Source organism: Vibrio sp. Y10_XG_PY6 (assembly GCF_024181795.1).
GTDB classification, from domain to species: Bacteria; Pseudomonadota; Gammaproteobacteria; order Enterobacterales; family Vibrionaceae; genus Vibrio; species Vibrio diabolicus.
On the sequence record NZ_JAMZAQ010000007.1, the window covers coordinates 71,098 to 92,871 of the forward strand.

The 21,774-nt window shown below is 44.7% G+C and carries 21 protein-coding genes and 1 tRNA gene; 8 read left to right on the forward strand and 14 right to left on the reverse strand.

Annotated elements, in window-relative coordinates:
• The first annotated feature begins 96 nt into the window (after positions 1-96).
• Complete coding sequence (locus NL644_RS21950; RefSeq protein ID WP_005381088.1) at positions 97-822, forward strand: 1-acylglycerol-3-phosphate O-acyltransferase; 726 nt, start codon at positions 97-99, stop codon at positions 820-822.
• Between the two features lie 85 nt (positions 823-907).
• Here the strand turns inward: NL644_RS21950 and NL644_RS21955 are convergent, their stop codons facing one another.
• The 6 genes from NL644_RS21955 to arcA form a co-directional block, all read right to left on the reverse strand.
• Entirely contained in the window at positions 908-1,297 is a 390-nt protein-coding gene (locus NL644_RS21955; RefSeq protein WP_005381087.1) for a RidA family protein, read from the reverse strand.
• Between the two features lie 128 nt (positions 1,298-1,425).
• A complete protein-coding gene (pyrI, locus tag NL644_RS21960; protein WP_005381086.1) occupies positions 1,426-1,887 on the reverse strand; it encodes an aspartate carbamoyltransferase regulatory subunit in 462 nt (153 codons plus the stop codon).
• Positions 1,888-1,902: 15 nt separating this feature from the next.
• A complete protein-coding gene (gene pyrB / locus NL644_RS21965) occupies positions 1,903-2,832 on the reverse strand; it encodes an aspartate carbamoyltransferase (protein WP_005397473.1) in 930 nt (309 codons plus the stop codon).
• A gap of 87 nt (positions 2,833-2,919) precedes the next feature.
• Entirely contained in the window at positions 2,920-3,015 is a 96-nt protein-coding gene (locus NL644_RS21970) for a hypothetical protein (RefSeq protein ID WP_031780631.1), read from the reverse strand.
• A gap of 99 nt (positions 3,016-3,114) precedes the next feature.
• Entirely contained in the window at positions 3,115-4,119 is a 1,005-nt protein-coding gene (locus NL644_RS21975; RefSeq protein ID WP_253658795.1) for an ornithine carbamoyltransferase, read from the reverse strand.
• A 156-nt stretch (positions 4,120-4,275) separates the two neighbouring features.
• Positions 4,276-5,496, reverse strand: coding sequence for an arginine deiminase (arcA, locus tag NL644_RS21980; protein ID WP_006742359.1), 1,221 nt, complete (start codon positions 5,494-5,496; stop codon positions 4,276-4,278).
• A 583-nt stretch (positions 5,497-6,079) separates the two neighbouring features.
• On the opposite strand from arcA, the gene rraB reads away from it, so the two are divergent.
• Both rraB and NL644_RS21990 read left to right on the forward strand, forming a co-directional pair.
• The gene (gene rraB / locus NL644_RS21985; RefSeq protein WP_005381081.1) at positions 6,080-6,493 is read left to right on the forward strand and encodes a ribonuclease E inhibitor RraB; all 414 of its coding nucleotides are present in this window, start codon (positions 6,080-6,082) and stop codon (positions 6,491-6,493) included.
• 166 nt (positions 6,494-6,659) lie between these two features.
• Positions 6,660-7,460 carry a hypothetical protein gene (locus NL644_RS21990; RefSeq protein ID WP_104970979.1) on the forward strand — a complete coding sequence of 267 codons (801 nt, stop codon included), beginning with the start codon at positions 6,660-6,662 and terminating at the stop codon, positions 7,458-7,460.
• A gap of 19 nt (positions 7,461-7,479) precedes the next feature.
• Here NL644_RS21990 and NL644_RS21995 read toward each other — a convergent pair whose 3' ends face one another.
• The 5 genes from NL644_RS21995 to pepA form a co-directional block, all read right to left on the reverse strand.
• Positions 7,480-8,385 carry a bifunctional helix-turn-helix transcriptional regulator/GNAT family N-acetyltransferase gene (locus NL644_RS21995; RefSeq protein WP_253658796.1) on the reverse strand — a complete coding sequence of 302 codons (906 nt, stop codon included), beginning with the start codon at positions 8,383-8,385 and terminating at the stop codon, positions 7,480-7,482.
• A gap of 115 nt (positions 8,386-8,500) precedes the next feature.
• A complete protein-coding gene (locus NL644_RS22000; protein WP_203346900.1) occupies positions 8,501-8,905 on the reverse strand; it encodes a DUF2061 domain-containing protein in 405 nt (134 codons plus the stop codon).
• Between the two features lie 202 nt (positions 8,906-9,107).
• Complete coding sequence (locus NL644_RS22005) at positions 9,108-11,966, reverse strand: valine--tRNA ligase (protein WP_253658797.1); 2,859 nt, start codon at positions 11,964-11,966, stop codon at positions 9,108-9,110.
• Between the two features lie 96 nt (positions 11,967-12,062).
• Positions 12,063-12,512: a DNA polymerase III subunit chi gene (locus NL644_RS22010; RefSeq protein WP_046873623.1), complete on the reverse strand. Its 450-nt coding sequence runs from the start codon at positions 12,510-12,512 to the stop codon at positions 12,063-12,065.
• 115 nt (positions 12,513-12,627) lie between these two features.
• Entirely contained in the window at positions 12,628-14,136 is a 1,509-nt protein-coding gene (gene pepA, locus NL644_RS22015; protein ID WP_005397459.1) for a leucyl aminopeptidase, read from the reverse strand.
• Positions 14,137-14,336: 200 nt separating this feature from the next.
• Here pepA and lptF point away from each other — a divergent pair, with 200 nt between their 5' ends.
• Both lptF and lptG read left to right on the forward strand, forming a co-directional pair.
• Positions 14,337-15,437 (forward strand): LPS export ABC transporter permease LptF, encoded by a 1,101-nt coding sequence (lptF, locus tag NL644_RS22020; protein WP_006742363.1) that lies wholly within the window; start codon positions 14,337-14,339, stop codon positions 15,435-15,437.
• A 3-nt stretch (positions 15,438-15,440) separates the two neighbouring features.
• Positions 15,441-16,511: an LPS export ABC transporter permease LptG gene (gene lptG / locus NL644_RS22025; protein ID WP_046873614.1), complete on the forward strand. Its 1,071-nt coding sequence runs from the start codon at positions 15,441-15,443 to the stop codon at positions 16,509-16,511.
• Between the two features lie 87 nt (positions 16,512-16,598).
• Here the strand turns inward: lptG and NL644_RS22030 are convergent, their stop codons facing one another.
• Both NL644_RS22030 and NL644_RS22035 read right to left on the reverse strand, forming a co-directional pair.
• Complete coding sequence (locus NL644_RS22030; RefSeq protein ID WP_046873615.1) at positions 16,599-17,078, reverse strand: RDD family protein; 480 nt, start codon at positions 17,076-17,078, stop codon at positions 16,599-16,601.
• Between the two features lie 185 nt (positions 17,079-17,263).
• Entirely contained in the window at positions 17,264-18,532 is a 1,269-nt protein-coding gene (locus tag NL644_RS22035; protein WP_253658798.1) for a DUF2254 domain-containing protein, read from the reverse strand.
• Between the two features lie 227 nt (positions 18,533-18,759).
• Between NL644_RS22035 and NL644_RS22040 the strand changes: the two genes are divergently transcribed.
• Both NL644_RS22040 and NL644_RS22045 read left to right on the forward strand, forming a co-directional pair.
• Positions 18,760-19,425, forward strand: coding sequence for an SDR family NAD(P)-dependent oxidoreductase (locus NL644_RS22040; protein ID WP_104969819.1), 666 nt, complete (start codon positions 18,760-18,762; stop codon positions 19,423-19,425).
• 190 nt (positions 19,426-19,615) lie between these two features.
• Positions 19,616-19,700: transfer RNA gene (locus NL644_RS22045), tRNA-Leu, on the forward strand.
• A gap of 199 nt (positions 19,701-19,899) precedes the next feature.
• Here NL644_RS22045 and NL644_RS22050 read toward each other — a convergent pair.
• Positions 19,900-21,183: a carbohydrate-binding protein gene (locus tag NL644_RS22050; protein WP_046873617.1), complete on the reverse strand. Its 1,284-nt coding sequence runs from the start codon at positions 21,181-21,183 to the stop codon at positions 19,900-19,902.
• A gap of 247 nt (positions 21,184-21,430) precedes the next feature.
• Between NL644_RS22050 and NL644_RS22055 the strand changes: the two genes are divergently transcribed.
• A complete protein-coding gene (locus tag NL644_RS22055) occupies positions 21,431-21,736 on the forward strand; it encodes a PTS sugar transporter subunit IIB (RefSeq protein WP_025767645.1) in 306 nt (101 codons plus the stop codon).
• Positions 21,737-21,774: the final 38 nt, after the last annotated feature.

Here is a 21,774-nt window from a genome sequence, read left to right on the forward strand (position 1 = left end):
GCTTTTTTATATCACTCTCATGACCATAGTTATCCTTTATGGAAAGAGAGAAATTAATAGCTGTATCTGGCAAAAGCCGGTTCCTGGAGAACAAGAATGATTGCACTGTTACGTGTATTTGCTGTCGCTATCTTTGCGATTGTTATGTTTATTGGTGGTTGTGGTTACTGCCTATTAAGCCCCCGAAACCCTAAGCACGTTTTCACTTTTGGCCGCTTGTTTGCCAAGATGTCTCGTGTATTTGGGATTAAGTTAGAGCTGCGTATCCCTGAAGATGCGTATTCACGCGGACAACATGTTTACATTGCTAACCACCAGAACAACTGGGACATGTTTACTGTTTCTGCTGCTGTGACTCCGAAAGTTGTGACAGTAGGTAAAAAGAGCTTGGCTTGGATGCCACTGTTTGGTCAGCTTTACTGGCTTACGGGTAACATTCTGATTGACCGAGCGAATCGCTCGAAAGCAAAAGGTACTATCGATCAGGTAGTGAGCAGCATGAAAGAAAGTGATGTTTCGGTGTGGATGTTCCCTGAAGGCACGCGTTCTCGTGGACGTGGTTTGCTGCCATTCAAAACAGGTGCTTTTCATGCGGCAATTGGAGCAGGCGTACCAATCATTCCTATCGTATGTAGCTCGACGAATAAAATTAAGCTGAACCGTTGGAACAATGGTCATGTGATTGTTGAAATGCTACCTCCAATCAGCACTGAAGGCTATGGTAAAGAGGGCATTCGCGAGCTAGCAAATATCTGTCGTGAACAGATGAAAGAGAAGCTTGAATCGTTAGATGAAGAAGTCAAACAGCGCAACGCTGCTTAAGTTTTACTGCGATATCATCACGAAAAGACAATAAAAAACGGGTAGCCTGAGCTACCCGTTTTTTTATGTTTGTCAGCAAGTGCAATTATTTGCGAACAGCGATTGCTTCAATCTCGATGCCAACATCTTTTGGTAGGCGAGCCACTTCTACACAAGAGCGTGCAGGGTAGTTTGCTACGCCGTGCTCATCAAAGAACTTGCCGTAAACTTCGTTCACTGTGCCAAAGTCGTTTAGGTCTTTAACAAAAACCGTTAGCTTTACAATATCAGATACTTTAAGACCTGAAGATTCAACTACAGCCTTTACGTTTTCTAGAGACTGACGAGCTTGCTCTGCGATATCAGCAGACACTTCACCTGTCGCTGGGTTTACTGGGATTTGGCCTGAAGTAAGAACCATGTTACCTAGATCTACGCCTTGAACGTAAGGACCGATTGCTGCTGGTGCAGATTCAGTGTGAAGTACTTTCGTCATTTGATTTTTCCATCAGTTGTAGGGAATAAAGATTCTCAGTTTGCCTCTAAACCCGTGGTAGGTAAAGAGTAAAATACCCCGGCATTGCGGGGTATTTTAAACGTATCACGCCTAGTCGTACGGTGTGTTTATCGTTCGGTTACGATCTCACGTGAGAACACTTTCTCGCAGTACTTACACTTTAGGCGGATTTCTTGTTTCTTTTCGAATACGCTAAAGCTGCTTTCTACTGGTTCATTGTGAGAAATACAGTTTGAATTTGGGCATTCGAAGACATCGTTAATGCGCTCTGGAAGCTCTAATGCGAGCTTTTTCACCACTTCATAATTTTCGATTTGGTTCACGGTCGCGTGAGGAGCATACAGCGCCAACTTGCTCGCTTGCTCTTCATTAATAAACACATTTTCGATTTTGAGTAGATCTTTATGACCGAGTGCTGATGATGGCAAGTTCAGACCAATAGTAACGCGCTGTGATGAATTGTGCATATCGAACAGTCTTAGTACTTTGATGCCGATTTGCGCAGGGATGTGGTCGATGACCGTGCCATTTTTGATTGCTTCTACCTGCAATTGAGTTTCTTTAGCCATGGGTTTTCTCCTCGATTACAGTGTTTCGTTTAGAACAAGCGCCAACAGTGCTTGGCGAGCGTATACGCCATTTTGAGCTTGCTGGAAGAAATAAGCATGAGGCGTTTTATCAACATCGGTTGTGATTTCATCCACACGTGGTAGTGGGTGGAGTACTTTTAGATTTTCGCGCGCCCCTTCGAGTAATGCCGCTGTCAAAATATACGCCGATTTAATGTGCGCGTACTCCGATTCGTCAAAACGTTCTTTCTGTACTCGTGTCATGTACAGAATATCTAGTTCAGGAATCACGCTCTCCATGTCCGTGTGTAGGCTATATTGAATGCCAGCTTCGTCTAGCTCTTCGCAGATGTAATCTGGCATTGCCAATGCTTCTGGTGCAACAAAGAAGAAGCGGATGTTATTAAACTTCGCTAATGCTTGAGTCAGAGAGTGCACCGTGCGGCCATATTTTAGGTCACCGACGAACGCGACGTTCAAGTTGTCTAGACGACCTTGTGTTTCCGCGATGGTGTATAGGTCGAGTAGCGTTTGAGTTGGGTGTTGGTTTGCACCGTCACCAGCGTTGATCACTGGCACGCCATTTGAGAATTCAGAGGCCAAGCGAGCGGCGCCTTCTTGTGGATGGCGCATCACAAAGGCATCGACGTAAGAAGAGATGACCTGCACTGAATCTGCGAGTGTTTCGCCTTTTTTCGCCAGAGAGGTATTACCATCATTATCAAAGCCAATCACGTCACCACCAATGCGTTGAATCGCTGTTTCAAACGACAAGCGAGTACGCGTTGATGGTTCAAAGAAACAACTGGCAACGACTTTGTTTTTAATCAGTTCTGGTCGAGGTGCTTTTTTAAGGCTGCCTGCTGTTTCTACGATAAGTTCCAGCTCTTCACGTGAAAGCTCTGGAATAGAGATGATGTGCTTCTGGTAAAGCGAGTTCGCCATGATCTTCTTCCCTATAACATTGATGACTACATCCAAATTGCCGAAAGGAATTTTGGACATAAAAAAACCTCCCCAAATGGGGAGGTTTTAAAATTCAATAGAATTAACGAAAATAACACCACGTAAGCGTAGTCGCTTAGCTAGAGCAAATCGCGTTTTCATGTCGGCAATTAGCTTGGTCATTTCTTAATCCTCAGACAAATTGCCGAGCATTATACGCTTAACTTTCGTGAGCGCAAGCGATTACATCATGGTTTTTAGCGGCTGTTTTGGCTTGCTAGTTTAGCTTCCTAATGTCGCTACCATCACGGCTTTGATGGTGTGCATACGGTTTTCAGCTTCGTCGAATACGATGGAGTATTCTGACTCAAATACCTCTTCTGTTACTTCAAGGCCTTTCATGCCGTATTTTTCAGCGACTTCTTTGCCAACGGTGGTCTCATCATTGTGGAAAGCCGGAAGACAGTGCATGAATTTCACATGTGGATTACCCGTTTGTTTAATCACGTCCATATTGATTTGATATGGTGTCATTAAAGCCACACGTTCATCCCATGCCTCAGCGGATTCACCCATAGATACCCAAACATCGGTGTAAAGGAAGTCACAACCCTTCACGCCTTCCTCCACGCTTTCGGTTAATGTGATTTTTGCACCAGTTTGCTGCGCGATAGTTTGGCAAGTTGCCACCAGACCTTCTTCAGGCCAGAACGCTTTTGGCGCGACAAGGCGAATATCCATGCCCATTTTAGCGGCCCCCACCATGAGCGAGTTGCCCATATTGTTGCGTGCATCGCCTAGGTAAGCGAAGGTCATTTCATGCAGTTGCTTACCGCGTCCGTGCTCTTGCATGGTCAGGAAATCGGCAAGGATTTGGGTTGGGTGGAACTCATCAGTCAAACCATTCCACACTGGAACACCAGCATAAGTGCCAAGCTCTTCAACAATGGATTGGCCAAAACCGCGGTATTCGATGCCATCATACATGCGGCCAAGTACGCGCGCGGTGTCTTTCATTGATTCTTTATGGCCAATCTGAGAACCAGAAGGGCCGATGTAAGAGACTTGAGCGCCTTGATCAAAAGCTGCGACTTCAAACGCACATCGGGTACGAGTCGAAGATTTCTCAAAGATGAGTGCAATGTTTTTACCTTGAAGTGTCTTCTGCTCTGTTCCTGCATATTTTGCTTTTTTTAGCTCTGCAGACAGTTCGAGCAAGAACTGGATTTCTTTGGTTGAGAAATCCAATAGCTTCAAAAAGTTGCGGTTACGTAAATTGAAAGCCATAGCTCGTCCCTTAGTACGTGTGATTGAATTAATAGAATGCATTAAAGCATATAAATGCTTTATTTGTGAATTATTATTTTTACGTAAAACTAAAAAAGGTTGATGCATTCACATCAACCTTAGTTTTTATTCATTTAATGTAAAAGGACGAATTGGTTATATATCGTCTCGTTCTATCGGACAACTCATGCAGCGGGCGCCACCACGGCCACGGCCAAGCTCGTTACCTGGGACTGTCAGTACTTTGATACCAGCTTTGTCGTATTTTTCGTTGGTGTATACATTGCGTTCGTAACCAATCACAACGCCCGGTTTTACGGTAAGAACGTTATTGGCGTCATTCCATTGTTCGCGCTCAGCTTCATAACTGTCACCACCCGTGGTGATGATTTTCAGCTGATCTAAGCCAAGAGCAGATTCAATCGCATGTAGGTAGTTATGAGATGCTTCAACATGCATTTCACCATTGCCTTTTGGTGTTAAGCGCCATGTGTCGAGATCTTTGCGCATGATCTCTGGGTAAACAGAGAACGTGTCCACATCCATATGGGTCATAACGGTGTCTAAATGCATGCATGAACGGTGTTTAGGCAGATCAATCGCAATCACTTCGGTCGCTTGTCCTGCCTTAAACAGGCTCGCTGCAAGGTTTTCTACACCTTGCGCGGTCGTGCGCTCAGACATACCAATAAGCACCGCACCTTTACCGATAACCAACACATCACCGCCTTCGACATTCGCGTTATCGTAATGCAGATCATCATCACCGAAGTATTTGATAAAGTCTTGGCCAGCAAAAATTGGGTGCCAACGATAAATCGCACGTAAGTGGTTTGTTTCACGTTGGCGTGCAGGCATCATCATTGGGTTGAGCGATACACCACCATAAACCCAGCATGAGGTATCACGCGTAAATAGGTGGTTAGGTAGCGGCTCAATAACAAAATCCAGCGGACGCTTCATTTTTGGCAGCATAGAAGATGAGGTGATCGGTAGCTCTGAGTAAGCTAAGCCACCTAAAAAGATGCTGGCAAGGTGTTCATCATCCATTTCTGAAAAATATTGGCGTAGGTCTCGCGCAAAGGTTGGCCCGTAACGAAAGTCAGAAATCTGAGTATCTAGCAGCCACTGTTTTGCTTCTGGAACGGCGAGGGTTTCGACCAGTAAATCGTGGAGGAGAAGCACTTCTACATCTTGATCGCGTAGCGTGCGTGCGAACGCATCGTGCTCTTCACCTGCCGCTTCTACAGCAAGAACATCATCAAACAGTAATTCATGACAGTTTGATGGAGTTAAGTGGGTTAGGGCGCGCTCTGGGCGATTTAATAGAACTCGTCGAAGTTGACCAACTTCTGATCCAACGTACAGCTTGCTCATTTTGTATCCTTACAAATTTTCCAGCCGTTAGTTATGACAAGCTTCCTAGAAAGATGCAAATCACTAGACTTTGTCTATATTCTGAGTTTTTATTATTTTTTAGATTTTAGTTTTGGATATTTTTCTTATGAAGTCTTGGTTTAGGTTTAAATTCTATTTTGTGAAATGTGGAGAGCGTGCGTTTTTATTCTAATTTCCCCGTTGAGAAAGAATACATGCATAGTGCATAAAACGTGCATTTTTATTCTCAATTATGCATTATTAAAGTGAATTTATTCGTTATGCTTCTTCGTTTTACACGTGAGTGTATTCAAGAAAGCGCCATAAACACGCACAGACAGAGAAAATAACCGCATTAAGTGTCAGTTAGGATGTTCTGAATATTAAAAAATGCCATTTTTTGTTAATTTTTTGTTTCTTTGCGTGGTCGGTTTAATCTTTATATTCAAATAACCGATAAGAATCGCGGTGGTATGATGTTTGTTTGTGGCTTTTCATCGCAATCCATGCCATATTTCACCGGATCAGCATACTCAGTATCGGGTATAGTGTTTCTATCAAGTAACTAATCTGGAGCCAAAACATGTCTCACGAAGATGAATATCTATCAGTAGAAGAATTAATTGAGATTCAAAAGGAAGAGACTCGCGATATCATTGCAGCATTGCTAGAAGATGGCAGCGATCCAGATTCGCTATACGAAATCGAGCACCACCTGTTTGCAGAAGATTTTGACACGCTAGAAAAAGCGGTAGTTGAAGCATTCAAGATGGGCTTTGAAGTGCTTGAAGCGGAAGAAACTGAAGATGAAGATGGCAACAAGTTGCTTTGCTGTGACGCAACCATGGAATCAGCATTAGACGCAGAAGCCATTGATGCGCAAGTTGAAAAACTGATTCACTTGGCAGAAAAATACGACATCATCTACGACGGTTGGGGTACGTACTACGAAGGCGAAGATGCGCTTTACCCTGAAGAAGATGAAGACGACGAGTAATCAAAGCTCACCTCTTTTAGAAAAACCAGCGTTTAACGCTGGTTTTTTTATACCTTGAAAATGGCATCCAACAACAGATGAATGTGGAGGTGATAAATAATTCACATTGAGTTTATAGGGGATTTCTCCCTATAATGCGTGAAAATTGATCTAGCGCAAGGTGTATATGCAACTCTCACTCGCCGGTTTATGGCAAGTCTCTCCACTGACGGACCTCTCGATTCCACAGGATGACATCACTTTTCCCGCCCCTTTAAGTCTGGTCCTGCCTGATGAATTGACGGAGGAAGCGATCCGTCAACAAGAATGGCACCTGATGCATGACATTGAAGTGGATGAGGCGATGATGGCATTTCCTGCAGTGGAAATGGTAATGGGTGGTGTTGATTACCATGCGGAGGTACGTTTGAACGGCGTGGCTGTGTTTGATTGTGATGGCTCGCAAAGTGTGTATAAGAAAGACATTCGCCCATACATGCAAATGGGGCGTAATCGCTTTGAGATATTGTTCCTAGAGGAAGAAGAAGATCTTTTATTCGATGAGGATAAGCCAGAGCTGTGCCCGCTTTCTGAACATCAATATAAGAAAAGTGATGAGCGACTGGGCGTGTGGCAAGAACCGTACTTGCAGTTTATTCGCAACGTGCGTTTAGAGCGCGTGGCAACCGAGCAGATTTGGCACCATGGTGGCGGGTGTGAATTTAAGGTCGATTTGTATTACCAGACATTTGCACCAGGGCTAGTGTCAGCAGCGGTAAAGTTTAATGGCATGACTTACCATATCCCAATTGACGTTCGTGCAGATCACGCCAGCGCACTCTTTCAGATTGAAGCGCCAAAGTATGCTGATCTTAATGACCCTGCTCCAAATGATCTCTATCAGTTGTCTGTTGAATTGGATGGACAACGCCAAAACTTCACTGTTGCATTGAGCCAGGAGCTTTGCGTTACCCATGTTGTGCTTTAACGTCTGATAATATTTTTTATTACAGTACCTTAAGCATTACGACTTCACATGCATCATGCCCTGTTTGCCCAAGCGGGGCATCGAGATGCTCAAAGCCTAGCTTTTCATACAAGCCTACCGCCTCTCTTAGACATTCTGTTGTCTCTAAATAGCACTGCTGATACCCAAGCTGTTTCGCCAGTTGTAAGCTCAATGCGACGATGCGTTTGGCTAAACCGTGTCCTCGTGTTTGAGGTAAGAAGTACATCTTTTGCAGCTCACACACATTTGGCTCACCAGCTAAAGGGGCAAAGCCACCGCCACCAACGATCTCTCCGCGATGTTCAATGACCCAATAGGCGGCCCCGTTTTGATTATACACCGAATACATATCATCAAGCGTTGGATCTGCCACACCATAACCTCTGTCTGCGGTTAAGCCGTATTCTGCGGAGACTTTACGAATTACGTCTGCCACTTGCGGATTGTCTGCTTTGGTAAGAGGTCGAAGGGTGTATTCCTCTGCCTGACACACTTTTGTTAGCCCTTTTAGGTAAGTCTCTAAACCAAGTTTGAGTTGTTCTTGCTCACAGTCATCAAGTTGTGTAAGTAACTGCTCAAAAAAGCTGTTTTGTTGTTGGTCTAGTTGCGCTAACGCCTGCTGTCCTTGAATTGTGAGTGCTACGAGTTGGCTTCGTTTATCTTTCGGGTTTTCGATGCTCTCAACCAAACCTAATTTAATCAAACCAGTAATGGTGCGGCTTGCATTGGACTTGTCGACACTAAGCTGCTGCGCCAGTTGGTTGATGGTCAATGGCTGCAATTGGATTTCACCTAACGCGTGCGCTTGTACCGGGGTAAGAGCGACATCGCCGCATTGTTTATCGAGCATACCAAGCAATCGGACGGCTTGACGGGAGTAGTGTCGGAGTTGACGAGCGTTCATTATCACTTACCTCTAAAAATAAAGTTGCGCACCGCAATTAAATTAATTGCGGTGCGCAACTTTGTCAATGATAAATGTCATTTGGCTCGTTAGGAGATGTAGTGAGCCTCCATGTTTAAGCGTGGTGATGTAAACAAAACTGCGGTGCTGGAGTTTTTGCTGATGATTTACGCATCCATACTTTCTCGTGGAAGTAGTAAGCCACCGTATTCAAACTCGGCTCTAGCATCGCCATTACGCCGCCGACAAATGCATCACCTGTTAGTAAGTAAACCACGGTAAAAGCGACGCTGAAGTGCACGGTCGCAAAGCTTGCGGTTTTTAATTTGGTCATCCACTGACGAGCTTTAAGTGCTGGGACTTTTGCCCATGCCTTTTCATGAAAGTAGAAGGCTACGGTGTTCACTGAAGGCTCAATCATGGCAATTAAACTACCAATTAAAACGTCGCCTGTGAGTACGTAAGCGACACTAAATGCGATAGTAAAATGCAGTGCTGCGAAAGTTAGTGTCTTTTTCATGATAATTACTCAATCGTGTTTGTTTCGATGAGTTTATTATTGATAATAATTCCCATTAACGCTAATGGATGATGAGTATTGTTGCGATAGGGGAAAGCTATTGATGATGGTTTTTGGTGAAAGATATACAAAAAAGGTTGACCATGATGGACAACCTTTGGATTCAAAGTGAGAAGTGTTAGTTCTTCTCTTTCACTGAGGCTTAAAGTGCAGCGATCGTTGTCTTCTGCTCTTCTAGCTTAGCTAGTGTCTCTTTGTAGCCTTCAAGCTTCTCACGCTCTTTAGCAACAACCGCTTCAGGTGCTTTCGCTACAAAGCCTTCGTTGCCCAGTTTGCCTTCGATACGCTTGATTTCGCCGTGCGTCTTCTTGATTTCGCCATCTAGACGAGCAAGCTCTGCATCTTTGTCGATCAAACCCGCCATTGGGATCATCAGCTCAGACTTGCCAACCAGTGCCGTTGCACACGCTGGGGTTTCTTCGCCAGCTTCAAGCACGCGTACTGCTTCTAGCTTCGCTAGAGACATCAATACTTGTTTGCTTGCTTCTAGACGAGAGGCGTCTTTCTCATTCGCTGCTTTCAGCATAACGTCTAGAGGCTTGCCAGGGTTGATGTCGTACTCAGCACGTAGGTTGCGGATGCTAGTGATGAACGCTTTCACCCATTCGATGTCGTCTAGCGCTTCTTGGTGGAAGTTCGCTTCGTCAAACTGAGGCAGAGTTTGTAGCATGATTGTCTCGCCCTCAACACCGTCAACTAGTGGCTTGATGCTTTGCCAGATAGTTTCTGTGATGTAAGGAATCACAGGGTGAGCTAGACGTAGCGTCTTCTCAAGTACCGTGATTAGTGTACGGCGAGTACCACGCTGTTGCGCTTCAGTACCTTTCCATAGAACGGGTTTAGTTAGCTCTAGGTACCAGTCACAGAATTGGTTCCAGATGAATTCGTATAGCGTGTTTGCAGCCATATCTAGACGGAAGTTGTCGATATGGTTGTTGAACGCTTTCGCTGCGAGTTCAAACTGAGACTCGATCCACTTGTCTGCTAGTGAGTACTCGATCTCACCTTCACCAAAACCACAATCTTGCTCTTCTGTGTTCATCATTACGTAACGGCTTGCGTTCCATAGTTTGTTACAGAAGTTACGGTAACCTTCAAGACGCTTCATATCCCAGTTGATATCGCGACCTGTTGATGCCATTGCTGCAAGGGTGAAACGCAGTGCGTCTGTACCGTATGCTTCGATACCGTTTTCAAACGTCTTACGCGTGTTCTTCTCGATCTTCTTCGCTAGCTGAGGCTGCATCATGTTGCCACAACGCTTCTCTACTAGAGACTCTAGGTCGATACCATCGATCATGTCGATTGGGTCAAGTACGTTACCTTTCGACTTCGACATCTTGTCGCCGTTTTCGTCACGGATTAGGCCGGTAACGTAAACTGTCTTAAATGGTACTTGTGGTTTGCCATTTTCGTCTTTCACGAAGTGCATGGTCATCATGATCATGCGCGCAACCCAGAAGAAGATGATGTCGAAACCAGTTACTAGAACGTCTGAAGGGTGGAATACTTTCAGATCGTCAGTTTGCTCTGGCCAACCTTGAGTACCGAACGTCCATAGCGCAGAAGAGAACCATGTATCCAGTACGTCTTCGTCTTGGTGCAGCTCAATTACTGACTCTAGGTTGTTGTTCTTGCGAACTTCTTCTTCAGTGCGACCTACGTAAACATTACCTTGGTTGTCGTACCAAGCTGGGATGCGGTGACCCCACCATAGCTGACGAGAGATACACCAGTCTTGAACGTCACGCATCCAAGAGAAGTACATGTTTTCGTATTGCTTAGGAACGAATTGGATGTCGCCGTTTTCTACTGCTTCAACTGCTGTTTTCGCTAGAGGCGCAGTACGTACGTACCATTGGTCAGTTAGCATTGGTTCGATAACCACGCCACCACGGTCGCCGTAAGGAACTTGTAGATCGTGATCTTTCACTTCTTCAAGTAGACCTAGCTCGTCGAATTCAGCAACGATAGCTTTACGAGCGGCAAAACGCTCCATACCGTGGTATTTAGCTGGTAGCTCAGTGCTGTAAGCGTCGCTTGCTTCGCCGTTAGTGTTGAATACTTCTGCTGCGTCGCGGATGTTCGCGTCGAAAGTCAGAATGTTGATCATTGGTAGCTGGTGGCGCTTACCAACTTCGTAGTCGTTGAAGTCGTGCGCAGGTGTGATTTTCACACAGCCAGTACCTTTTTCCATATCTGCGTGCTCATCGCCCACGATTGGGATGCGACGATCAACGATAGGAAGGATGATTTCTTTACCGATAAGATCTTTGTAACGTGGATCTTCTGGGTTAACTGCAACACCCGTATCGCCTAGCATGGTCTCTGGACGAGTCGTAGCAACAACGATGTAGTCTTTGCCATCCGCTGTTTTAGCGCCATCTGCTAATGGGTAGCGGAAGTGCCACATGTTGCCTTTAGTGTCTTTGTTCTCTACTTCTAGATCTGAAATCGCTGTGTGTAGCTTTGGATCCCAGTTAACTAGACGCTTACCACGGTAGATTAGATCGTCTTCGTATAGACGTACGAACACTTCTTGAACGGCGTTAGATAGACCATCGTCCATCGTAAAGCGCTCACGATCCCAGTCTACAGATGCACCAAGACGACGAAGCTGCTTAGTGATTGTGCCACCAGATTCGCCTTTCCATTCCCAGATTTTGTCGATGAACGCATCACGGCCGTAATCGTGCTTAGTTTTGCCTTCTTCTGCTGCGATCTTACGCTCAACAACCATCTGAGTAGCGATACCTGCGTGGTCAGTACCTACTTGCCAAAGGGTGTTTTTACCCTTCATACGTTCACAACGGATAAGCGTATCCATGATCGTATCTTGGAACGCGTGGCCCATGTGTAGGCTACCAGTGACGTTCGGTGGCGGGATCATGATGCTGTATGATTCTTTAGTAGTGTCACCGTGTGGCTTAAAGTAGCCTTTCTCTTCCCAAGTCTGATACAGAGCTTGTTCGATTGAAGTTGGGTTGTATGTCTTTTCCATAGCGCTCTTTTAATGGATACGTTGATGGTTGAATCTTAGTCAATCTTTATAAGTGAGGGATCTTAACAAGATCGCCTTAACTATAAGGATTGACCGTTAAGGATATTGAATTTCGATCGTTTGCAGCTGGTAACCTGCTTGACGGTAAATTTTATATCTTTCTCTTGCGAGTTGTTTAGCTTTTTCTTCGCAGGGCACGAAGTCTACCACTTGAGCAAACTTGTTCGCAAAGGTTGTCTCATTTTCCGCCAAATTAATTACCAATTGACGATTCCAAGACGGCTTTACACCGTTATGGCCGATCTCAATATTGGTGGCGTATTTCGGTCCTTCGCCTACGAGGTTATGTGCCATGAACTTGTCTGCATCAACTTGCCAAAAGGCTTCAGCGAGCTGCTCGGCGTGTGGTTTGTCTTGGCAGTTTAAATACACTTTAGCGCCTTGGCGGGCAAAGTGCTGCGCCAAAAACACAATGTACTCTTCAAAGCCAGCCACCGTTGCTTGCGGGCTCTCTTCGTTAATGATGTAGAAGGTTGCAGTTTGCATCATTCTCTTACTTGCCTTGGGTCTCTTCCTAAGACCATCTTAAATCCCATTTTCATTTTAGAAAATTAGGATAATAAAAAAGGGCCTTGCGGCCCTTTTAGATTTTGTTCAGAAATTACTCTTCTGTCTCTTGGCCGCTGCGGTTCAAAAGGAATTGGACAAGCATTGAGACAGGACGGCCCGTTGAGCCTTTCGCTGCGCCTGATTTCCACGCGGTACCTGCGATATCGACGTGAGCCCAGTTGTACTTTTTAGCAAACTTAGATAAGAAGCAACCCGCAGTGATAGTACCAGCAGGACGGCCACCAATGTTTGCCATATCCGCAAACGGGCTCTTTAACTGCTCGTGGTACTCATCTGCCATTGGTAGACGCCATGCACGGTCACTTGCTTGCTCGGAAGCATTCACTAGTTCGTGAGACAGTGGGTTATGGTTAGAGATAACGCCACTGATGTGGTGACCTAGTGCGATAACACAAGCGCCGGTTAGCGTTGCAACGTCAACCACGCAGTCTGGTTCGAAACGCTCTACGTAAGTCAGTGCGTCACAAAGAACAAGACGACCTTCCGCATCCGTGTTCAGAACTTCTACGGTTTGACCAGACATGGTTGTAAGGATGTCACCTGGACGGTAAGCGTTGCTGCCAGGCATGTTTTCACAGCCCGCTAGAACACCAATAACGTTGATTGGTAGGTTTAGCTTCGCTAGCGCTTTCATTGTACCGAATACCGATGCCGCACCACACATGTCGTACTTCATCTCATCCATACCTTCGCCCGGTTTTAGAGAGATACCGCCTGAATCGAAGGTTAGACCTTTACCTACTAGCACAATAGGTTTTGCATCTGAGTCAGGGTTACCTTTGTACTCGATGATAGACATCATAGATTCGTTTTTAGAACCACGGCCTACTGCTAGGTAAGAGGTCATACCCAGTTTTTCCATCTCTTGCTCACCAATGATTTTGGTGGTTACGGTTTCGTAATCGTCCGCTAGACGACGAGCTTGAGAAGCAAGGTAAGCTGGATTAGCTACGTTTGGCGGCATGTTGCCAAGGTCTTTTGAGGCTTTGACACCAGATGCGATAGCGAGACCATGAGTGATTGCTTTTTCACCCAAGTTTAATTCACGACGCGTTGGTACGTTGAAAACAAGCTTGCGCAGTGGGCGGCGAGTCTCAGGTTTAACGCTCTTGAATTGATTAAATGTGTATAGACCATCTTTAGTCGCTTCTACAGCCTGGCGTACTTTCCAGTATGTATCGCGACCCTTAACATGAAGTTCAGTTAGGAAACATACCGCTTCCATTGAGCCTGTCTCGTTAAGTGTGCTGATCGTCTTTTGAATGATTTCCTTGTACTGGCGCTCGCCAAGTTCACGTTCTTTGCCGCAACCGACAAGTAAAACGCGCTCTGACAAAACACCTGGTACTTGATGCAGTAGCAGCATCTGACCAGGTTTACCCTCTAGATCACCACGGCGAAGTAGTGAACTGATGTAACCGTCACTGATTTTATCAAGTTGTTCGGCTACTGGAGAAAGGCGACGTGGTTCAAACACACCAACAACGATACATGCGCTACGTTGTTTCTCTGGACTGCCACTTTTTACACTGAACTCCATGCGTACTCCTACATCCTGAAGACAAATTGCTCTAAATGTTAGATAATGATCGCTTACTTGTTGAATTTTAGCTCCAGGCTTACATGCAGAGCTGATTAAGCGACTAACATCTAGTTTATAATTTTTAAAAAAATAAATGGTTCAACGGGAAACTATAGTGATTCGACCAAAAAAACAAGTTTTGTATAGGTAATTTCAGCGTGATTATTGTTAGATATTTGATCCGCGAAACACTCAAGAGCCAATTTGCGATTTTTTTCGTACTTTTTTTGGTGTTTGTAAGCCAGAAATTCATAAGTGTTCTTGCTGATGCTTCTGATGGGGATATTCCTGCTGGATTGATTTTCTCGATTGTTGGTTTGAATATGCCAGCAATGGGTCTATTAATGCTGCCTTTAAGTCTGTATATCGGCATATTGATCACATTTGGTCGTCTGTATGCAGAGAGCGAAATTGTCGTGATGAACGCGACAGGTATTGGTAACAAATTCTTGGTACAAGCGGCCTTGTACTTAGCGCTGATTACTTCTGCTGTGGCGGCTTTTAATGCATTGTGGTTATCGCCGTGGTCTCAAGACCGTGTAGAGCAACTTTATGAACAAGTGGCAGCAGAAAACAGCGTTGACTTGCTAAAGAAAGGGCAATTCCAAGGCACGCCAGATGGTTCATCGGTTGTGTTCATTGATGACATTAAAGACAATACCTTGAGCAATGTTTTTGTTGCGCAGATGCGTCCTCGAGATTCAGTGTTACCGAGTGTGATGTTCTCGTCTTCTGGTGAAGTAAAAGAACTGTCGGACGGCCGTCAGGTCATCACCATGAAAGAAGGCACGCGTTATGAAGGAGTACCTACTCGCGTTGAATATATGATCACAAAATTCGATGAATACGAAGGCGTTATCGGCCAGCGTGAGGTCAAAAAGAAAGGGCGAGATTGGGAAGCGTACCCAACGGTCGATTTGATTGGACACCCAGACCCAGAAGCGCAAGCAGAGCTGCAATGGCGAATTTCGTTATTTGTGTGTATTCCACTCTTAACGATGTTGGTTATTCCTTTGTCAGCGGTGAATCCGCGTCAGGGACGATTTGCCAAAATGGGGCCCGCGATTCTTATTTATCTAGCGTATTTCCTGGCGATTAGTGCAACAAAATCTGCATTAGAAGATGGTGACATTCCGGCGGCAATCGGCATGTGGCCTATTAATGCGATGTTACTGATTGTCGCAATCATGGCAAATATGATGGACAGCGTTGCTGCTCGACGAATAAAAGACAAATTCCGTAAGAAGAGGCTCGCGTAAGCTGTGTTCAAAATCTTAGACCTTTACATCGGTAGAACCATCATCTCTACCACTGCCTTGGTTTTAGCGACGTTTGTTGGCTTATCGGGCATCATCAAATACGTAGAACAGTTACGTAAAGTAGGGCGAGGCGTGTATGACCTCACTCATGCGTTGTACTTTGTGTTGCTCAGTGTGCCGCGTGATATCGAAATGTTCTTCCCAATGGCGGCATTACTCGGTGCCCTGATTGGTTTGGGTATGTTGGCGTCAAGCTCTGAGCTGGTGGTGATGCAAGCTGCTGGTTTCTCAAAGTTGGATATCGGGTTATCCGTGCTCAAAACGGCAGTGCCACTTATGCTTATCGTTATGACGTTAGGGCAATGGGGCGCTCCAGAAGCACAAAAAATGGCGCGTGACTTACGTGCGTTTGCGATATCGGGAGGTAGTATTGTCTCAGTTCGTTCTGGAGTTTGGGCTCGTGACGCAAACGACTTTATCTTTATAGGTAAAGTCGAAGACGACAAGCTTTATGCTTTAAATATGTGGCGTTTTGATGATGATAAGAATCTACAAAAAGTTATTTTCGCCGAAGAAGTCGACTATCAACAAGATAACAACTGGTTGATGCGCGACGTACAAATCACGGATATGAAAAATGAAAACGTGATTTCGAAGCAAGACATTGAACAGATGGAATGGCATACGTCATTGGCTCCAGATAAGCTAGCTGTGGTGACGGTAAAGCCTGAAGAACTGTCACTGAGCGGTTTGTATGATTACGTGACCTATCTGAAAGCATCTGAGCAAGATGCGTCTCGCTATGAATTGGCGTTTTGGCGTAAGTTGACACAGCCGCTTTCAATTGCCGTGATGATGTTGATGGCGCTATCGTTTGTTTTCGGTCCACTCAGAAGTGTGACCATGGGGGCAAGGGTATTGTCGGGCGTGGTTGCCGGGTTTACTTTTTATATATCCAGTGAGTTCTTTGGCCCATTAAGCTTGGTGTATGGCATATCCCCTGTGTTTGGTGCATTGGCCCCGAGCCTGGTGTTCTTAGCCATTGCGATTGCGCTGCTGAGAAGAAAGCTGTAGCTGAAGTATCACCGAATAAACCATGTTTCATCGGACTAAATGTAAAAGGAAGGCATTATGCCTTCCTTTTTTGTATTCCCGGATAAGTTAGTTTGCCTTAGGCAACACAACAACCTCTGTTTTTGCCCAAATGTCGTGGAACCCACGTTTCTTGGGATCAATCGGTACAGTCAGGTTTGCCAAACCAAAGCCAGATGTTGCAATGCGAATCAGGGCTTGAGTGACTGTAATCGGCGCGCCGTCTTTGGCATTGCGAACTCGAAGTTTCCAAGCGCGCATCCCAAGTGTTTGTCCTGCTCGCGTCCAGAAGAAGACAAAGAAGTATATCCACACAACCGCAAGATACAGTGTAAACAGAGGGCTTAATACAGGGTGCTTCCCGAGCATATCAGCGGCATCTGCGTACTCGCCATAGCTCAACAGCCCTGCAGCATTTAGTGCAAACACAATGGCCATAACAATACCTGCGGCCATCATTTCAATTGCGATAATAATCAATGTGTCGTAAATCAACGCTGCAAGTCGACGAAAGAGACCAGCAGGTGGAAGAGTTGTAGACGTTGTCATTATTCCATCACTTACCTTTAAAAATTGTGCGTCAGAATATAGATTCCCTCACCAAGAGAAAAGAGACCTAACGCACAGAGTCTTTAATTATGCATAAACGAAGTGACTTTTCTGCAGTGTGTTATGAACACATATCATGATGTACAAGGCCTTTCAGTAATCTATTTCAACTGAACTTTACTTGTCTAACCATTAGCTTTTTGGTCTGTAACTAGATTAGACAGATGAGAGAGTTGGTGTTTCTCATCTTCGGTATAATGCTGGCTCAAGGAGAGCTCTAAAGCTTTTTCTGATAGCTTGGTTGCAGGTGATAAAAACAACTTGGGGTGCATACTAGAAAGAGCCAGCAAGGCTTTTTGTAGGCGAATCTGTATTTGGAGTTGCGCTGCACCATCGTGCGCGATTGGCAAAAAGACATCATCAAACAAATCCTGGCAGCTTAATGCGGGCACAAATAGCCTAGGGTATCGAGTTTTGGTAGGCGGCTCGCTGAGTAACTCTCCCCATAATGAAAGCGCTCGTACAGAACGCCCAAGAACATCAATCGCGGTACCGTTATCATTCACGGCGGGGGAGAGAGCTCGTGAGGCGATCTCCGCCATGACGACTAATCCAAAACGAGGATCTTGATCATAGGAACGCTCCGTTCGAATCGTGAAGGCCGCAGTTATTTCGTTTTCGTCTGGCAACGCTCCACAAACCCAAGCCAATGGTTGACTCACATACACAAAACTTCCTGGTTGTCGTTCAAGATAGATGGTGCATTGGTTTGCTTCAGCAATACTATCTAGATGATGCATATCAACATGCTGTAAGTAGCCAATTTCTTGGCTGAAAATAGGCTTGCTTCCTCTGGGTTTATGTTCTGGATGGCTCCATGGGTGAGCGCCTAGCCAACGCTCTTTGCCCCGTTTTCTTATCGCATCTAACAAGGCTTGCTCCACGTATGACGTGGTTTCACTGACCCTCCCTAGTACGGAAAGGTGCTGAATCCAACGTAGCAGAGTGAGTATGATCATCACGATTACGGCGATGGTCACGATGAATAGGTAAATTTGTGCTTGTTGATGATAGGCACCAATGCCTAGCGCGATAATGCCTACCAAGCTAAATAAAAAAGAGCCAAGAAAGGTTGCCAAAGCATTTTGCGTTGTGCTGTCTTCCATCAACAGTTTGGTGGCCCGTGGCGTTACCCCTGCACTAGCGGCACTGTACGCTGAGACCATTATATTGAGCGAGAATGTGGTCACCGCAAGCATGGAAGTCGCGAGGATATTTAATATGTTGTTAAGCAAATCCTTACTGACGTTGATTGCAGGAGGCAGAGTAATGAACTTGTTTAAAACAATGGATATTAGGGCGGTGGCGACAGCAAGTAAGGCATAAAGTGACGTGCGAACCCACAATTTGCGCGTCATTTGCTTCAGTAACCATTGCCATTTTGACCCAGTCATTCGTATGCTCCTATTAGGCTCTTACTCGAAAGTCGATAGAAAATTCAGAAAGTTATTCTTGCTTAAGCATAGGTTAAATCTTCCTCGTTCTACTTGGAATTTCATGCATCATGAGAGTAAGAAAGCCGCTTGCTTCAAAGAACGGTGTTCTTGAGGTGTGAATTACCAAGATTCTGTTACCTTAATTGATAGATACATTAAAAGTATGTGATAGAAAAGAGGTAGCTATGATTGTAATTACAGGTGCAAGTAGCGGTTTAGGGGCAGAGCTGGCAAAGCGTTATGATGCGGAAGACAAAGAGACGTATATCATAGGAAGAAACACAGAAAAACTATCCGCATTAGCTAAACAACTCTCTCATAACGTCGGATATCAAGCTTGCAACCTCTCACTGCATCAAGATGTGAAACACCTATTTGATGGGATGAAACAGCCGCCTGAAATGGTCATTCATAGTGCAGGAAGTGGTTATTTTGGCGAACTGGAAGAGCAGGAGCCGGAAGAGATTCAAAAACTGATTGATAATAACCTGAATTCTGCGATTCATGTGTTAAGAGAGTTAGTAAAGCGTTACAAAGATCAACCGATAAAAGTGGTCATGATCATGTCCACAGCCGCTCAACAACCAAAAGCGCAAGAGTCTACGTATTGTGCTGTGAAGTGGGCTGTCAAAGGATTAATCGAGTCGGTTCGTTTGGAGTTAAAAGGAAAGCCGATGAAAATTATCGCGGTTTATCCTGGTGGTATGGATACGGAATTCTGGAAGACAAGCGGCAACACGATGGACACGAGTCACTTCATGCAAGCGGAAGATGCTGCCGAGATGCTCCATACGGCTTTGTCGAGCATTGGGAATGGTTATGTTTCTGATATTACAGTGAATAGAATTTAAAAAGAGTTGCGTATACTCATTTTCACCTGGATCAGTAGTAGGAAATGGAGTGTACGTTTCTTATGAGTACAGCTTTGTCACACTTTGTGGCGAAATTATCAGCAAACGATAGTTATTTAAGGTATTTCTGCTTGCGCAGGTCAAAAGCTTCCGTATAATGCCAACCATCAAAGGGCAATAGCCCAAAGATGCCGGTGTGGTGAAATTGGTATACACGACGGATTCAAAATCCGTTGCCTTCGGGCGTGGCGGTTCAAGTCCGCCCACCGGTACCATAATTCATATGATAAAGCCTCGACGTAAGTCGGGGCTTTGTTGTATCTAGGGTTTGTGAATTCAAATCCAGCGTGGCGTCAGGAATGCCAGGCCCAGTCAGTCCACTCTTTACTGCTTTCCATTTTTACTTTTCTAAAAATAAAAAAGCGCGAGGGATTACCTCGCGCAAGCTACTACATGATAATAGTAGGGAACAGCTTATAGAGCTGTGAACAAGGTGTTCTGTGAGTCAGGTGTCCAATCGGCTTGAGATACGTGTGGCACGTTGACGAGATAACGTTTGCCAGAGTACGTCACAACATCTCCCTCTTTATATGAAACATTCACTTCCCAATTTGTTGCCGGATCAGCATTGGTCCAAAGGCTAGAGGTTGGGGAAGGTGCCCAGTCCTGCTGTGCGTTATGGCTGGTCACTGCTTGGTAAACGGTGCCTAAATGTAGGACGTAGTCGCCAGCGTTGTAGCTATGACCAACTTGCCAGTTTGGTGTGTAGTTATCCATCGTATCGAATACATAGCCAGCTTGTTTTGCTAGTCGGATAAATTCCGCTAATTTAGGTAAATTCTTGGTTGCGCCCATTCCTCGCTTACCGTCTTCAAACAAAAACTCATGCGTTAGAATAATGACCTTGTCTGCGTGGAGTGGTGTACCACATGGAAACTCTTGTGCTTTTGAATTGATAGGGTTGATGGTGGTAGGAGCACAGTTGTTCAATGCTGCATCTACGTAACCTAGGAAAGGTTCTGCCTCTGTTAGACTGTTGGCTGGCATTGCTATCCCCCAGTTTTCAGGTGCCCAATCTACATCCCAACCATGTGTTTGATAGCCTTTATTAGCCAGAATGTTTTGTACCGCAATTGAGGCTTTCACACTGTTTGATGGGTCGTTGATATTACAAACGTAGCCTGGTTCCCAAGGTTTAAAGTCATCAGACGTTGCACATAATCCATCTGCTTTGAAGTCTTTAGTCACGCGCCAGCCGTTGGTGTAGGGCAGTCTAGCAAACTCTGTTGCCTTATAATTCGGGTAGCTTGTAATGTTAGGCAAATACTTCTCTAACACAGATAAGTTTTCCGTAAACATTGAGGCATCGTAAACAGGATCTTGGTACGAGTTAAGCTGGTGGTCGCCGGTAGCATTACATTCTGCTGCGCTATTAGGTCCAAACTCATCAACGCAGTTATGAACCATATGATCGTAACTATGGTTCGCGACAATATGACCAGTGTCTAATGCGAGCTTTAAGGCTTCTAGCGAACGGTCTTCATTCTCATCACCAATTCCGTCTAAGTGCCAAGCATTAAAGTAAAACGTCGCTTTGATATCTTCTTGGTTAAGTACTTGAATAACGTCAATAGAAGCATTGATTGGTCCATCATCAAACGTTAGATAAATGGTGCCTTTAGAGTCGGTTTGAGCAAATGAGTATTGTGATAGTGCGGCACTTACAAGCGTTGCAATAGCCAATTTATTAAATTTCATTCTCTATTCCTTTTTAGAAATTAATAACGACGTTGTCAGTAGTAATATATTGATAATTTGAAACCTAATGTAGTGTCTTAATTTATTTCCTGACTTTTATCCTAGACCTAAATAATTACTAAAAAACAGGTCGTATTTTCTAAATTGGGATTGTGTTCACGAATAATGCAACCGGTTGCGCTTTTTTGTCTTGGTTATTTTTGCTACAGTTTTTGCAGGTTGAAATTTACACAACGGGAGTAAGGCTATGAAAAAGATCCTTTTATGCTGTAGCGCAGGGATGTCAACCAGTATGCTTGTTAAAAAAATGGAGCAAGCTGCTGAAAATAAAGGAATTGAGTGCAAAATTGATGCGATGTCAGTGAATGCATTTGAAGATGCAATTAAAGAGTACGATGTTTGTCTTCTCGGGCCTCAAGTACGTTTTCAGCTAGAAGAGCTAAGAAAAACGGCGCAAGAGCATGGTAAAAACATTGATGCGATTTCTCCTCAGCATTATGGAATGATGAAGGGAGAGGAAGTACTAGAGCAAGCATTAGAATTAATTAACTAAACCATAGTTTTAAATTAAAAAAGATAACTGTACATCAA